Below are 15,270 nucleotides of genomic sequence, written 5' to 3'. Positions count from 1 at the left end.
GAGGAGAGACATGAGCACGCTCGGCATCGCCGTCATCGGCACCGGGAAGATGGGGACCGACCACGTCCGCCGGATCGGCGGCACGGTCGGCGGCGCACGGGTGGTGGCCGTGGCCGATCCGGACGGGGACCGGGTCAAGGAGGTCGCGGCGACCCTGGACGGGGCGGGCGCGTACACGGACCCGGCGGCGGCGATGGCGGCGCCGGGGGTGGACGCCGTACTGATCGCCTCGCCCGGCCCGGCCCATGAGGAAGCGATTCTGCACGCCGTGGAGCGGGAGTTGCCGGTGCTCTGCGAGAAGCCGCTGACCCCGGACCCGGAGGGGGCCCTGCGGGTGCTGGAGGCGGAGCGCAGGCTAGGCCGGCGCCTGGTCCAGGTGGGGTTCATGCGGCGCTTCGACGCGGAGTACGAACGGCTCAAGGAGCTGCTGGACGCGGGCGGGATCGGCCGGCCGCTCTTCCTGCACTGCCGGCACCGCAACGCGGCCTCGCCGTCCTTCTTCACCAGCGACATGCTGATCAGCGACTCGGTGGTGCACGAGGTGGACGCGGCCCGCTGGCTGCTGGGCCAGGAGGTCACCGCGGTGACCGTGCTGTCCCCCGCGCCGTCCTCGGCGGCGCCGGAGGGGCTGCGCGACCCCCGGCTGGTGTTGCTGGAGACCTCGGGCGGGGCGATCGTCGACGTGGAGATCTTCGTCAACTGCGGTTTCGGCTACCAGGTGCAGTGCGAAGCCGTCGGGGAGTCCGGCAGTGCCCGGATCGGTGACGGGCACGCGATGGTCGTCCAGTCGGCCGGCCGCTGGGGCGGGGAGATCACCCAGGACTTCACCACCCGCTTCGCCGACGCCTACGACCGCCAGCTGCGTCGCTGGGTCGCCGCGGCGGCGCGGGGGCGGGTGGACGGGCCCGACGCGTGGGACGGGTACGCGGCCGCCGCCGTGTCGGAGGCGGGACTGGCGGCGGCGCGGGACGGCGTACGGACCGAGGTGCGGCTGGCCGGGCGGCCGGAGCTGTACGCCCGCTGACCCATGCGGTAGGCGCGCCGACTTCCGCCGTACGCCCGCCACGGACGGCCGTACGCCCGCCCTCCCCGGGCGTCTCCTGTGCCGCATGCGTCACAGGAGTCGCCGCCGTGTCACGGATGTCCGTACTACGCGGGTTTTCCGTCACAGCCGGTCGACAGCCACTCCCCCGCGCTCACCGAGCGTCGTTCTCCGGGCACAACCCGAGTGATCGTCATGTCCACGCGCCGGCTCCCCCGACGGCCTCCCGGCCGGCCCCGCGCCGTGGACCAGGAGGTGGCTGCATGCGCGACCGACAGCTGTGGTCCTACAAGGAGATCGCCGCCCATATCCGGGTCCAGCCCGACACCGTGCGCTCGTACCGCAAGCACGGGCTGCTGCCGGCCCCGGACCACGTGGAGGCCGGCAAGCCCTACTGGTACGCCGACACCATCCGGACCTGGGTGTCGCGCCGCCCGGGCAACCGGGGCCGCCGCGAGGAGTGATCCGGCGCCGCGGGACCGGGGCGGACCCGGTCCCCGCCCCGGTCACCAGGGCTCCTCCCCGGCCCGGCCGCCCGGCCGCGCCGCTCCAGCGCCGACGGATATTCGCTCAATACCCCCTAGGGGTATAAACTGAGGAGGAGAGACACCCCTTCGACGAGGAGAACGACATGGCCGCCGAAACGGACACCCAGCACACCGTCGTGTACAAGGTCACCGGCATGACCTGCGGGCACTGCGAGGGCGCGGTGACCGCCGAGCTCACCGCCCTCCCCGGCGTGACCTCGGTCAAGGCCGTCGCGGCCACCGGTGAGGTGACCGTGACCTCCGCCGCCCCGCTCGCCGAGGCCGACGTACGCGCCGCCGTGGACGAGGCCGGGTACGAGCTCGCCGGCCGGGCCTGAGCCCGCCGCCTCCCGGCACCCCGCACGACCGCAGTACCGCCGGGCCGCACCCGCCAGCTCATACTGGACCGTACGGCCCGGCCCTCCCCCTGGAGCGGGAACATGAGCAGCAGCACGGTGCACGACCGGCCCGCGGCGGAAGCCCCCGGCTCCGAGGTCGAGCTGACGATCGGCGGGATGACCTGCGCCTCCTGCGCGGCCCGCATCGAGAAGAAGCTCAACCGGATGGACGGCGTCAGCGCCACGGTGAACTACGCCACCGAGAAGGCCCGGGTCTCCTACGGCGGCTCGGTCCAGGTGGCCGACCTGATCGCGACCGTGGTCAGGACGGGCTACACCGCCGAGCAGCCCCCGCCGCCCGCCCCGCCCCGCCCCGAGCCGGAATCCGGCGGGGGCGCCGCGGCCGGCGCGGGGGCCGACGGGCGCGACCCCGGGCTCGACGCGCTGCGGCAGCGGCTGCTGGTGTCCGCCGTCCTGGCCCTGCCGGTGGTGCTGCTCTCGATGGTCCCGGCCCTCCAGTTCGACAACTGGCAGTGGCTCTCGCTCACCCTCGCCTCGCCCGTCGCCGTCTGGGGCGCCCTGCCCTTCCACCGGGCCGCCTGGACCAACCTCCGGCACGGCGCGGCCACCATGGACACCCTGGTCTCGGTCGGGACGCTGGCCGCGTACGCCTGGTCCCTGTGGGCCCTGTTCCTCGGCCACGCCGGTGCGCCCGGGATGCGGCACGGCTTCGACCTGACCGTCTCCCGTACGGACGGTTCCTCCGCCCTCTACCTGGAGGTCGCGGCGGGGGTGGTGTCGTTCATCCTGCTCGGCCGCTACCTGGAGGCCCGTTCCAAGCGGAAGGCGGGCGCGGCCCTCAGGGCGCTGATGGAACTCGGCGCCAAGGACGTGGCCGTGCTGCGCGACGGCCGGGAGGTGCGGATCCCGGTCGGCGCGCTCGCGGCCGGTGACCGGTTCGTGGTCCGTCCGGGGGAGAAGATCGCCACCGACGGAACGGTCGTCGAGGGCTCCTCCGCCGTGGACGCCTCCATGCTGACCGGCGAGTCCCTCCCCGTCGACGTCACCGTCGGGGACGCGGTCACCGGCGCCACCGTCAACGCCTCCGGCCGGCTCGTCGTCGAGGCCACCCGGGTCGGCGCGGACACCCGGCTCGCCCGGATGGCCCGGCTGGTCGAGGAGGCCCAGAGCGGCAAGGCCGAGGTGCAGCGCCTCGCCGACCGGATCTCGGCCGTGTTCGTGCCCGTCGTCCTGGTGCTGGCGCTCGGCACCTGGGTCGCCTGGCTGCTGGCCACCGACGATCCCGCCGCCGCGTTCACCGCCGCCGTGGCCGTCCTGATCATCGCCTGCCCCTGCGCCCTGGGCCTGGCCACGCCGACCGCCCTGATGGTCGGTACGGGCCGGGGCGCGCAGCTGGGCATCCTGATCAAGGGGCCCGAGGTGCTGGAGTCCACCCGGCGCGTGGACACGGTCGTGCTCGACAAGACGGGGACGGTCACCACCGGCCGGATGACCCTGGCCGGGGTGCACGCCGCCGAAGGTGTGGACGAGCGGGAGCTGCTGCGGTTCGCGGGGTCGCTCGAGCACGCCTCCGAGCACCCGGTCGCGCGGGCGGTCGCCGCCGGGGCCGCCGCTGCCGCCGGGGAGCTGCCGGCGCCCGCCTCCTTCGAGAACGTGGCCGGGCTCGGCGTGCGGGGCGTGGTCGAGGGGCGCGAGGTCCTGGTGGGGCGCGAGCGGCTGCTCGCGGAACGGGGGATCGCCCTGCCCGCCGCGCTCGCCGGGGCGAAGACCGCCGCCGAGGCCGCGGGCGCCACCGCGGTCCTGGTCGCCTGGGACGGCACGGCCCGCGGTGTCCTGACCGTGGCCGACGCGGTCAAGGCGACCAGCGCCGAGGCCGTGGCCCGGCTGCGGGCGCTGGGCCTCACCCCGGTCCTGCTGACCGGCGACAACAGGGCCGTGGCCGAGACGGTGGCCCGTGAGGTGGGCATCACCGAGGTGATCGCCGAGGTGCTCCCGCAGGACAAGGTGGACGTGGTCCGCCGGCTCCAGGCCGAGGGCCGCACGGTCGCCATGGTGGGCGACGGGGTCAACGACGCGGCCGCGCTCGCCCGGGCCGACCTGGGTCTGGCCATGGGCACCGGCACCGACGCGGCCATCGAGGCCGGTGACCTGACCCTGGTACGGGGTGACCTGCGGGTGGCGGCGGACGCGATCCGGCTCTCCCGGCGGACCCTCGCCACCATCAAGGGCAACCTGTTCTGGGCCTTCGGCTACAACGTGGCGGCGCTGCCGCTGGCCGCCGCCGGCCTGCTCAACCCGATGGTCGCGGGTGCCGCCATGGCCTTCTCGTCGGTCTTCGTCGTGACGAACAGCCTGCGCCTGCGCTCGTTCCGGTAGGGCCCCGGGGCGGAATCCGGCCGCCTCCTCCCCGTTCCCTCCACACATCCTTCACTGGAGACGCAGATCACAGCGAGGGCAACGTAACCATCCGGGGTCGGCACGGGTCTAATGGGGCGATGCCGAAAACGTCTTGGGGGACGTTTCACGGAGGTCCTTGGGGGGACGTCCGGGCATCCGCCGGCCGGGACGCGTGCCCTCGGGAAGCTGTGAGCGGCCCTCCCGACCCGAACGGGTCCCGGCACACACCGACGCCCCGGCGCGGGTCCCGTGGGGGGAATCCGCCGCCGGGGAAAGGGAAGCGCCCCGACCGTCGACCCGTGGGGGGATCGACGGCGGGGCGCTTTCCGTATGACCGGTGCCGCCGGGAAGGCCTCAGCGGGCCTCGACCGGGACGAAGTCGCGCAGGACCTCGCCGGTGTAGATCTGGCGCGGGCGGCCGATGCGGGAGCCGGGCTCCTTGATCATCTCGTGCCACTGGGCGATCCAGCCGGGGAGGCGGCCGAGCGCGAACAGCACGGTGAACATCTCGGTCGGGAAGCCCATGGCCCGGTAGATCAGACCGGTGTAGAAGTCCACGTTCGGGTAGAGGTTGCGGGCGACGAAGTACTCGTCGGCCAGCGCGTGCTCCTCCAGCTTGAGCGCGATGTCCAGCAGCTCGTCGCTCTTGCCGAGCGCCGAGAGGACGTCGTGCGCCGCCGCCTTGATGATCTTCGCCCGGGGGTCGAAGCTCTTGTAGACGCGGTGCCCGAAGCCCATCAGGCGGACGCCGTCCTCCTTGTTCTTCACCTTGCGGATGAAGGCGTCGACGTCGCCGCCGTCGTTCTTGATGCCTTCCAGCATCTCGAGGACGGACTGGTTGGCGCCGCCGTGCAGCGGGCCCCACAGGGCCGAGATGCCGGCGGAGATCGAGGCGAACATGTTCGCCTGCGAGGAGCCGACCAGGCGCACGGTGGAGGTGGAGCAGTTCTGCTCGTGGTCCGCGTGCAGGATCAGCAGCTTGTCGAGCGCGGAGACCACGACCGGGTCCAGGTCGTACTCCTGGGCCGGCACGGAGAAGGTCATGCGCAGGAAGTTCTCGACGTAGCCGAGGTCGTTGCGCGGGTAGACCACCGGGTGGCCGACCGACTTCTTGTACGCGTACGCGGCGATCGTCGGCAGCTTGGCCAGCAGGCGGATCGTCGAGAGGTGGCGCTGCTTCTCGTCGAACGGGTTGTGGCTGTCCTGGTAGAACGTCGACAGCGCGCTGACCACGGACGACAGCATGGCCATCGGGTGGGCGTCGCGCGGGAAGCCGTCGTAGAACCGCTTGACGTCCTCGTGCAGCAGCGTGTGCTGGGTGATCTCGTTGCGGAAGGACGCGAGCTGGTCGACGGTCGGGAGCTCACCGTTGATCAGCAGGTAGGCGACCTCGATGAAGGTCGAGCGCTCCGCCAGCTGCTCGATCGGGTAGCCGCGGTAGCGCAGGATGCCCTGCTCACCGTCGAGGTAGGTGATGGCGGACTTGTACGCGGCGGTGTTGCCGTAGCCGCTGTCCAAGGTGACGAGCCCGGTCTGGGCCCTCAGCTTCGAGATGTCGAAGCCCTGGTCACCGACGGTGCTTTCGACCACCGGGTAGGTGTATTCACCGTCCGCGTACCGGAGTACTACTGAGTTGTCGCTCACGTCATCCCTCACCGACGTAGTGCCTCTTCTTCGAGGTGCCCTGACTGCCTCTACCTTCCCCCATTTGGCGCAGGAGAGTGCACTCGGGGTCGGCCTTTGGTCCGTCTGACGGCACTGAGTGCCTTCAACCTGCTCATCCTGCCCCCTTCCCACCGGTTGTCGGAACCCCAAATGATCGATCATCTAGGTGATGTTTCCCACCGAGACGCGCCCGGCGAGCCGGGAAGCGACCGCGGTGTACCTCCTGCCTGCGGAAACGGTACGCACGGCCTGCCCGAGGGCCTTGCGTGACCCGACCAGGACGACCAGTTTCTTCGCCCGGGTCACGGCCGTGTAGAGCAGATTCCGCTGGAGCATCATCCAAGCTCCCGTGGTGACCGGGATCACGACGGCCGGATATTCACTCCCCTGGGAGCGGTGGATGGTGACGGCGTACGCGTGCGCCAGCTCGTCCAGCTCGGCGAACTCGTACCCGACCTCCTCGTCCTCCTCTGTACGGACCGTCAAGCGCTGCTCGTCCACGTCGAGGGCGGTGACGACCCCCACGGTGCCGTTGAAGACGCCGTTGGCGCCCTTCTCGTAGTTGTTGCGGATCTGGGTCACCTTGTCGCCCACCCGGAAGACCCGGCCGCCGAACCGCTTCTCCGGCAGCCCCGGCCGGGCCGGGGTGATCGCCTGCTGGAGCAGCCCGTTCAGGTTCCCCGCGCCGGCCGGGCCCCGGTGCATCGGGGCGAGGACCTGGACGTCCCGGCGCGGGTCCAGGCCGAACCGGGCCGGGATCCGGCGGGCGGCCACGTCCACGGCGAGGATCCCGGCCGCCTCCGTGTCCTCCTCGGGGAAGAGGAAGAAGTCCGGCAGGCCGTCGGTGAGGGGCGGCACCCCGGTGTTGATGCGGTGTGCGTTGGTGACCACGCCCGACTGCTGGGCCTGGCGGAAGATCCGGGTCAGCCGGACGGCGGGCACCGGGCCGCCCTCGGCCAGCAGGTCCCGCAGCACCTCGCCGGCGCCCACCGAGGGGAGCTGGTCCACATCGCCGACCAGCAGCAGGTGCGCCCCCGGCGCCACCGCCTTGACCAGCTTGTTCGCGAGCAGCAGGTCCAGCATCGAGGCCTCGTCGACCACGACGAGGTCGGCGTCCAGCGGCCGGTCCCGGTCGTACGCCGCGTCCCCGCCGGGCTTGAGCTCCAGCAGCCGGTGCACGGTGGAGGCGTCGGCCCCGGTCAGCTCGGACAGCCGCTTCGCCGCGCGGCCGGTGGGGGCGGCGAGCACCACCTTGGCCTTCTTGGCCCGGGCCAGCTCGACGATGGAGCGCACGGTGAAGGACTTCCCGCAGCCGGGGCCGCCGGTGAGCACGGCCACCCGCCGGGTGAGGGCCAGCCTGACCGCGTCCCGCTGCTCGGGCGCGAGGCTGGCCCCGGTCCGCCCGGCCAGCCAGCCGAGGGCCTTGTCCCAGTCCACGTCACGGAAGCCGGGCATCCGGTCCTCCTCGGCGTTCAGCAGCCGGCGGACCTGGCCGACCAGCGACAGCTCCGCCCGGTGGAAGGGAACCAGGTACACCGCCGTCAGGGGGTCCGGGCCGCCCTGCGGGTCGGGCACGGACTCCCGTACGACTCCCTCCGGATCCGCGGCGAGTTCGGCCAGGCACTCGATGACCAGCCCGGTGTCGACCTGGAGCAGTTTGACCCCGTCGGCGATGAGCCGCTCCTCGGGGAGGAAGCAGTGCCCCTGGTCGGTGGACTGCGACAGGGCGTACTGGAGGCCCGCCTTGACCCGCTCGGGGCTGTCGTGCGGGATCCCGACGGCCTGGGCGATGCGGTCGGCGGTGAGGAAGCCGATGCCCCAGACGTCGGCGGCGAGCCGGTACGGCTGGTTCTTCACCACGGAGATGGAGGCGTCCCCGTACTTCTTGTAGATGCGCACCGCGATGGAGGTGGAGACGCCGACGCCCTGGAGGAAGACCATGACCTCCTTGATGGCCTTCTGCTCCTCCCAGGCCGCGCCGATGAGCCGGGTCCGCTTCGGGCCGAGGCCGGGGACCTCGATCAGGCGCTTCGGTTCGGCCTCGATGACGTCGAGGGTCTCGAGGCCGAAGTGCTCGACGATGCGGTCGGCGATGCGCGGGCCGATGCCCTTGATGAGGCCGGAGCCGAGGTAGCGGCGGATGCCCTGGATGGTGGCGGGCAGGATGGTCGAGTAGTTCTCGACGCTGAACTGGCGGCCGTACTGCGGGTGCGAGCCCCAGCGGCCCTCCATGCGCAGGGATTCCCCGGGCTGCGCGCCGAGGAGCGAGCCGACGACCGTCAGCAGGTCTCCGGCACCCCGGCCCGTGTCGACCCGGGCGACCGTGTAACCGCTCTCCTCGTTGGCGTAGGTGATGCGCTCCAGCACCCCCTCGACCACCGCCAGTTGCACCGCCGCCCCGTTGTTCACCATGGCACGACGCTACCGTCCGCCGCCGACAGGGCGCCGGGGCCTGTGGACGAACGAAAGGGGGTCCGGCCTCGCGGCCGGACCCCCTCACGGTTACCCCTCCCTCGTCGGACTTCCCGATCCCCCCGGATCCCCACCCGGAAGTGCCGACGCACCATACGACCCCGCACTCGGCCCGAGGGTTGCATCCGGAACCACAGCTTTACCTTTCCGTTACCCAGTGCCACGCGGGCGCCACTCCGAGGTGCCGCCGAATCACCGCACACGTAGCGTTTTCGGCATGAGCGAATCTTCCTTCCAGGACGACGTGATGAGTGAACTCGGCGACGACGGGCTGGGCGAGATCGCCGGCCTGCTCGGCACGGACGCCGACGGGGCCCGCGAGACGGTCGCCCAGACCGTCGGGGCGATGACCGGGGGGCTCCAGGAGAAGGCCGAAGCCGGCGACGACGAGGTCCGCCAGGCCCTCGTCGAGGCGTCCGGCCCGCCCGGGGGCTCCGGGGCCTCCGAGGCCCCCCTCCAGGGCGTGGCCACGCTCGGCGGCGGCCTCGGCGGGCTGCTCGGCGGCGGGATGATGGCCGGGGTGCTCGCCAAGGTCGGCAAGCCGGTGGCCGATGCCGTGGCGAAGAGGACCGGCATCCCCGCGCCGACCGTCATGCGGGTCGTCGAGATGCTGATCCCGGTCGTGACGGCCGTCTTCGCCAAGCGCATGGCCGCCGGCAAGGGCCCGGGCGGGGCGAAGGCCGGCGGCGCGGCCGCGGGCGGGGCGCAGGGCGGCGGCCCGGCCGGCGGCCTGGGCGACCTGCTGGGCCAGATCCTGGGCGGCGGCAGGAAGTAGCCCGCCCGGCAGCGCGTACGGGGCGGGCACGCGGACGGGTCCCCGTACCCGCTCCGCCGCACCGCTCCCCCGCGCCGGCGCCGCGCGGGACCTCCCTCAGGGGGCGGAGCCGGCGGCCGCCGCCGCGCGAGGGGCGCCCGCGGCGGCGCCCGTACGGGTGCCCGCGCGCGCCGGGGCCAGCGAGGTCAGGCCGACCCCGCCGACCAGCAGCACCGCCGCCAGCCAGCGCGGCCCGGAGATCCCCTCGCCGAGGACCAGGGCTGCCGAGGACATCCCGAACACCGGAACGAGCAGGGAGAACGGCGCCACGGCGGACGCGGGGTAGCGGCGCAGCAGGTAGCCCCAGGCGCCGAAGCCGAACACGGTGGACACCCAGGCGACGTAGCCGATGACGGCCGCCCCCGACCAGTCCAGGGCGCGCAGCGCGGCCAGGTCCCGCTCGGGCCCCTCCAGCAGCAGCGAGAGCGCGACCAGCGGGACCACCGGGACGGTGCACACCCAGACCATGAAGTTCAGGGCGTCGGGCGGGGCGGCCCTGCGGGTGAGCACGTTGGACACGCCCCAGCAGGCGGCGGCCGCGACGACCAGGGCGAAGCCGGCGACGGACCCGGAGACGCCCCGGTCCACGGCGGCCACCGCGATCCCGGCCAGCGCCACGGCCATGCCCAGCAGCCGCACCCGGCCCGGGCGCTCGCGCAGGACGGCCGCTGCCAGCACCGCGGTGAAGACGGCCTGGATCTGGAGCACCAGGGAGGACAGGCCGGCCGGCATCCCGGCGGCCATGCCGGTGAACAGCAGCCCGAACTTGGCGATCCCGAGGGCGGCCCCGACCCCGAGGACCCACTTCCAGGCGACCTTGGGCCGCCCGACGAAGAACACGGCGGGCAGGGCGGCGACGAGGAAGCGCAGGGCGGACAGGAGCAGCGGCGGGAAGTGGCCGAGGCCGATCTCGATGACGACGAAGTTGAACCCCCAGACGGCGGCGACGAGTACGGCGAGTGCGGTGTGTGCGGGACGCATGCTCCGAGGATCGATGCCCGGACCATGTAGCACCAGCGCAGATCACTACCGGGTTGGATGAAGCGCTGCTTACGATGGCCGGATGCTCGACCTGTCCAGGCTGCGCGCCCTGCACGCCGTCTCCGTCCACGGTTCGGTCGCGGGCGCGGCCGCCGCCCTCGGCTACACCCCCTCCGCGGTCTCGCAGCAGATCGCCAAGCTGGAGCGGGAGACCCGCACCACGCTGCTGGAGCGGCGCGGGCGCGGGATCGCGCTCACCGAGGAGGCCCGGCACCTGGCCGACACGGCGCGGGAGCTGCTGGCGATCGTGGAACGGGCCGAGACCACCCTGGAGGAGCGGCGCGGGCGGCCGAGCGGGCTGCTGACGGTCGCCGCCTTCGCCTCGGCGGCGCGCGGACTGCTGCCGGGCGTACTGGCCGACCTGGCGGGCCGCCATCCGGCTCTGGAGGTACGCCTGACGGAGGTCGACCCCCACCTCTCGGTGGACCTGGTGGCCCGGGGCCTCACCGACCTGGCCGTGGCCCATGACTGGGACATCGCCCCGCTGCCCGCCCCCGAGGGCGTGGAACAGGCGGTCATCGGCGACGACCGCTGCGATCTGGTGGTCCCGGCCGGGCACCCCTTCACCGCCCGGCGGGTGGTGCGGCGTGCGGACCTGGGGGGCCAGCGGTGGGTGTGCCAGCCGCCCGGACGGGTCTGCCACGACTGGCTGGTGCGGACCATGCGGACGGCCGGGTTCGAGCCGGACATCGTGCACACGGCCGAGGAGAACCACACCATCGTCGCCCTGGTCGCGGCCGGCCTCGGGATCGCGGTGGTGCCCCGGCTGGGCACCGGTGCCCTGCCGCCGGGCGCGGTGGCCGTACCGCTGGAGCCCGGGCCCGTACGCCGGCTGTACGCCTTGTGGCGGACGGGGGCGGCCCGCCGGCCCGCGATCACCGAGGCCGTACGCACCCTCCAGGAGCACTGGAGGCCCTGAGGCGGGCCGTCGGGGCCCCGCCCGGCCCGCGACGCCCGGCCCCGTACGGCACGGCTCCGCACGGCCCGGCACGGCCCGGCACGGCACTTACGGGCCATTCCCGAGTGTCCGTCAGCCCCGGCGCGCAGTCCCGCAGTAGGGTCCTGGGGGTGCCGAACCACGCCTCCCGCCGGGCTCTGCTCGCCGCCGCCGCCATGGCCGCCGTCACGGCCGCCGGAGCCGCCGGAGCGGCTTCCACCGCCTCCACCGCCGCCTCCCGGATCCCGGACGACTCCCGCGCCCCCGCCGGTCCGCCGGGCCGCGGCCCGGGCCGGGAGCGGCTGCGGACCCTGGTGTCCGGGCTGGGCCTGCCCGAGCTGGTGGGACAGCTCTTCGTGTCCCGGGCCTACGGGCACTCGGCGACGGACCCCGACCCGGCGGACGCCGAGCTGAACCTGCGGCACTTCGGCGTGCGCACCGCCGCCGAGCTGGTGGCCCGCTACCGCCTGGGCGGGGTCGTCTACTTCGCGTGGGCCCACAACACCCGCTCCCCGCACCAGATCGCCGCCCTGTCCAACGGCCTCCAGCGGGCCGCCGCCGGCTCGGGGGCGGGGATCCCGCTGCTGCTGTCGGTGGACCAGGAGCACGGGGCCGTCGCCCGGATCGGCCGGCCCGCGACCCTGCTGCCGGGGGCGATGGCACTGGGCGCGGCGGGCTCCGCCGAGGGGGCGCGGCGGGCGGCGCGGGTGGCCGGGACCGAGCTGGCCGCGCTCGGGATCCGGCAGGACTGGGCGCCGGTGGCGGACGTGAACGTGAACCCGGCCAACCCGGTGATCGGCGTGCGCTCCTTCGGCTCCGACCCGGACGCCGTCGCGGCGCTGGCCGCCGCCCAGGTGCGCGGCTACCAGGGGGCGGGGGTGGCGGCAGCGGCGAAGCACTTCCCGGGCCACGGGGACACCGAGACGGACAGCCACGTCGGGCTGCCGGTGATGCGGCACACCCGCGCGCAGTGGGAGGAGCTGGACGCGCCGCCGTTCCGGGCGGCGGTCCGCGCGGGCGTGGACGTGATCATGACGGCTCACATCGTGTTCCCCGCGCTCGACCCCTCGGGGGATCCGGCGACCCTGTCGCGGCCCATCGTGACCGGCGTCCTGCGCGAACACCTCGGCTTCGGCGGGGTGGTGGTCACCGACGCCCTCGACATGGCCGGTGTCCGGCAGAAGTACGGGGACGAGCGGGTGCCCGTGCTGGCCCTGAAGGCGGGCTGCGACCAGCTGCTGAACGCGCCCGACCTGGAGCTGGCGTACCGCAGCGTGCTGGCGGCCGTGGACTCGGGCGAGCTGACGCGCGGGCGGATCGAGGAGTCGGTGCTGCGGATCCTGGAGCTGAAGGCCCGCCGGGGCCTGTTCGAGGATCCGTACACCTCCGACGCGCGGGTGGACGAGGCGGTGGGGACGGCCGAGCACCTGGCGGCGGCCGACGCGGTCGCCGCCGGTACGACGACCCTGCTGGCCAATCCCCGCGGGCTGCTGCCCCTGGACGCGTCGGCCGGGCCGCGGCTGCTGGTGACCGGGGCCGACCCGGCCTCCCCCTCGGGTACGACGGGACCCCCGACGGCGGTCCTGGCGCGGGAGCTGACCGCGCTGGGCTGCCGGGCCGGGGCGCTCCCGCCGGAGCGGGCGGTGGCGGCCGCCCCGGGGCACGCGGCGGTGCTGGTGTGCACGTACAACGTCCCGGAGGGCGAGAGCCCGCAGCGCACGCTGGTGGCGGAGCTGGTGGCGACGGGCGTCCCGGTGGTGCTGGTGGCGGTCCGCAATCCGTACGATCCGGCGCGGCTGCCCGAGTGCGCGGCCGAGGTGGCCACCTACACGTGGACGGACGTGGAGCTGCGGGCGGCGGCCCGGGTGCTGACGGGGGCGAGCCGGCCCGTGGGCCGTCTCCCCGTTCCGGTGCCGGGCCGCTACCCGCTGGGCCACGGGCTGTCGTACCAGCCCGCGGCCCGCTGAGGTGCCTACCGGCGCAGCGACTCGCGGCGCAGGTCGCTCTGGTCGAGCTGCGGGTCCGGCGCGGCGAGCGGGGCCGCCTGGGGGGCCGCCCTCTCGGTGCTGAACACGTTCGCGGCCGGGGCCACTCCGGCCCACTGGAGGATCCGGGCGGTCGCGAGGGCCTTCTCGCCGTCCATGAGCTTGGCCACGTTGGCCCCGTGGTTGGCGCCCGGCGCGGTCATCACGTAGCTGTCGCGCACTCCGTACCCGAGGCGGAAGGGTTCGGCGCCCCACGGGTCGTTCTGTCCGTACACGAACAGCATCTGGTGGGCGTTGTCGCGGACCCAGCGGTCGATGTCCGCCATGGCTCCCGGCTGGAAGGTCATCGGGATGTCGCGCGGTACGAAGTCGCGCGGCGGCTGGTAGCCGTAGCGGCTCAGGTCCTTGAGGTGCGGCTGCTTGATGTCGGGCGAGCCGAGCTGCGTACCGGCCTGGTAGTAGTACGGCGTGTACGTCTCCAGGCCCTGGTCGGCGTAGGCCGAGAAGCCGGAGATCGAGTCGACCGTGTCCCAGATCTGCTGGTCGGTGGCGGTCTTCGCGTCCGGGACGGCCGCGCAGTCGGCGAGCAGGCTGTACTGCCAGAAGGCCCAGGTGTAGTCGAGCACGACGGCCTCGAAGGCCTTGTCGAGGCTGCCGACCGTGTTGAAGGTCCAGCCGTTCTCGGCGGCGGCGGCCTTGTACTTGGCCTCCAGCGGCTCGCGGCGGATCAGGGCCTCGCGCTGGACCGCGCTCAGCCGGTCCCGGCACTCCTTCGTGCCGACCTTGCCGAAGAACCGGTCGTAGGCCGAGTCCTCCTTGTTGACGACGTCGTTGGGCGCCACGTAGGCGACGATCCCGTCCATGTCGCGCGGGTAGAAGCGCTCGTAGTACGTCGCCGTCATGCCGCCCTTGCTGGCGCCCGTGGCGAGCCAGTTCTTGGGGTAGAGCTTCTTGAAGGCGGTGAACAGGCGGTGCTGATCGCTTGCGGCCTGCCAGATGTCCAGCTTCGACCAGTCCGCCGGGTCGGGGCGGGACGGGTTGAAGAATCGATACTCCATGGACAGCTGGTTGCCGTCGACTATGGTCGTCGGCTCCGCGCGGCGCGGGTTGGTGTTGACGTTGTAGCCGGAGGTGAAGAAGACCGTGGGCCGGGAGACGTCCTTGTGCAGCAGGGTGACGCGCTGCTTGAAGGTGCCCTTCCACGGCTGCCGGTGGTCGACCGGCTGCTCGTAGTTCAGCACGAAGAAGCGGTAGCCGGGATACGGCTTCTCCTCGATCAGGCTCATGCCCGGGATCGCGAGGATCTGGTCCTTGATGTCCGCCGCGGAGCTCTGTCCGGCGGTGGCCTGCGCGGCTGCGGCCGGCTCTGCGGCGGTGGCCGTCTGAGCCGTGAAACCGGCCGTGCCGACGGTGCCGATGAGCACCGTGAGCGGCAGCAGCCGGCCAAGCGTCTTGCGCATGCACTCTCCCCAATTTCGGTTCACTGCTGGTCGCCGTGAACCTAGCGGGGTCAACATGCCCGTGAACAGTCCCAGTTGCTCCGCCGATTCAGCAGAGGATCCAGCCGGACTCCACCGATCCGGCCGCCACGCTCCCCTTTACATACACACATCGGCTGATAGCTCCGACGGTGACGGGGCCCGCGTACCGGGCGAATTGCCCCGCATCGCCCACAGGGACCCCGCCACGCGGCTGAACGCTGACCTCCATGAACCGGCGCTCCCCGGGGGCCAGGGCCACGTTCACGGCGCACACCTGGGTCCGGCTCTTGTACACGCGCACCTCGGCCCCGGGCAGCGGCAGCGTCCGGACCAGTTGTCCCGGGCACCCGCCGGCGGCCGCCCGCGCCTCGGACGCCGTCGCGAACACCCCGCCCACGGCCAGCCACAGCGCCGCCACGAACACCCCGAGGGACACGGCCCGTTCCCGGCCGCGCCCCCTCTTCCCCCGCGTTCCCGCGCCCTGCACCATGCCGCGCCCCCCGATCGGTCGTACGTAACACGCACGCGCGTACGTAACGACGCCCCGGCC

Annotated in this window: 12 protein-coding genes; 7 read left to right on the top strand and 5 right to left on the bottom strand. The window is 73.4% G+C overall.

Annotated features, from left to right (window positions below; all coding sequences use genetic code 11):
* Positions 1-10: 10 nt before the first annotated feature.
* The 4 genes from ACZ514_RS20395 to ACZ514_RS20380 all read left to right on the top strand — a co-directional run bounded on the left by ACZ514_RS20395 (position 11) and on the right by ACZ514_RS20380 (position 4,304).
* Entirely contained in the window at positions 11-1,024 is a 1,014-nt protein-coding gene (locus tag ACZ514_RS20395; RefSeq protein WP_468699707.1) for a Gfo/Idh/MocA family protein, read from the top strand.
* A 281-nt stretch (positions 1,025-1,305) separates the two neighbouring features.
* Positions 1,306-1,506, top strand: a complete 201-nt coding sequence (locus ACZ514_RS20390; RefSeq protein ID WP_469125303.1) for a helix-turn-helix transcriptional regulator — start codon at positions 1,306-1,308, stop codon at positions 1,504-1,506.
* Positions 1,507-1,673: 167 nt separating this feature from the next.
* Positions 1,674-1,907, top strand: a complete 234-nt coding sequence (locus tag ACZ514_RS20385) for a heavy-metal-associated domain-containing protein (protein WP_468174700.1) — start codon at positions 1,674-1,676, stop codon at positions 1,905-1,907.
* A 102-nt stretch (positions 1,908-2,009) separates the two neighbouring features.
* Positions 2,010-4,304 (top strand): heavy metal translocating P-type ATPase, encoded by a 2,295-nt coding sequence (locus tag ACZ514_RS20380; protein ID WP_469125302.1) that lies wholly within the window; start codon positions 2,010-2,012, stop codon positions 4,302-4,304.
* A 375-nt stretch (positions 4,305-4,679) separates the two neighbouring features.
* Here the strand turns inward: ACZ514_RS20380 and ACZ514_RS20375 are convergent, their stop codons facing one another.
* Positions 4,680-5,969 carry a citrate synthase gene (locus ACZ514_RS20375; RefSeq protein ID WP_136216460.1) on the bottom strand — a complete coding sequence of 430 codons (1,290 nt, stop codon included), beginning with the start codon at positions 5,967-5,969 and terminating at the stop codon, positions 4,680-4,682.
* A 183-nt stretch (positions 5,970-6,152) separates the two neighbouring features.
* Positions 6,153-8,402, bottom strand: a complete 2,250-nt coding sequence (gene recD2 / locus ACZ514_RS20370) for an SF1B family DNA helicase RecD2 (protein ID WP_468174706.1) — start codon at positions 8,400-8,402, stop codon at positions 6,153-6,155.
* A gap of 277 nt (positions 8,403-8,679) precedes the next feature.
* Here recD2 and ACZ514_RS20365 point away from each other — a divergent pair, with 277 nt between their 5' ends.
* On the top strand, positions 8,680-9,237 hold the full coding sequence (locus ACZ514_RS20365; RefSeq protein ID WP_468174709.1) for a DUF937 domain-containing protein: 558 nt from the start codon (positions 8,680-8,682) through the stop codon (positions 9,235-9,237).
* A 96-nt stretch (positions 9,238-9,333) separates the two neighbouring features.
* Here ACZ514_RS20365 and ACZ514_RS20360 read toward each other — a convergent pair whose 3' ends face one another.
* Positions 9,334-10,257 carry an EamA family transporter gene (locus ACZ514_RS20360; protein ID WP_469125301.1) on the bottom strand — a complete coding sequence of 308 codons (924 nt, stop codon included), beginning with the start codon at positions 10,255-10,257 and terminating at the stop codon, positions 9,334-9,336.
* Between the two features lie 82 nt (positions 10,258-10,339).
* Here ACZ514_RS20360 and ACZ514_RS20355 point away from each other — a divergent pair, with 82 nt between their 5' ends.
* Together ACZ514_RS20355 and ACZ514_RS20350 are read left to right on the top strand one after the other, a co-directional pair.
* Complete coding sequence (locus ACZ514_RS20355) at positions 10,340-11,236, top strand: LysR family transcriptional regulator (protein WP_468174715.1); 897 nt, start codon at positions 10,340-10,342, stop codon at positions 11,234-11,236.
* Positions 11,237-11,385: 149 nt separating this feature from the next.
* On the top strand, positions 11,386-13,221 hold the full coding sequence (locus tag ACZ514_RS20350; protein WP_469125300.1) for a glycoside hydrolase family 3 protein: 1,836 nt from the start codon (positions 11,386-11,388) through the stop codon (positions 13,219-13,221).
* A 5-nt stretch (positions 13,222-13,226) separates the two neighbouring features.
* Here ACZ514_RS20350 and ACZ514_RS20345 read toward each other — a convergent pair whose 3' ends face one another.
* Entirely contained in the window at positions 13,227-14,699 is a 1,473-nt protein-coding gene (locus ACZ514_RS20345) for an aminopeptidase (RefSeq protein WP_468174721.1), read from the bottom strand.
* Positions 14,700-14,787: 88 nt separating this feature from the next.
* A complete protein-coding gene (locus tag ACZ514_RS20340; protein ID WP_468174724.1) occupies positions 14,788-15,156 on the bottom strand; it encodes a hypothetical protein in 369 nt (122 codons plus the stop codon).
* Positions 15,157-15,270: the final 114 nt, after the last annotated feature.

The sequence above is a fragment of the Streptomyces sp. NPDC034086 genome (genome assembly GCF_055575515.1).
The sequence above is the reverse complement of the archived record's forward strand: the minus strand, read 5'-3'. Positions and strand labels throughout refer to the sequence as shown.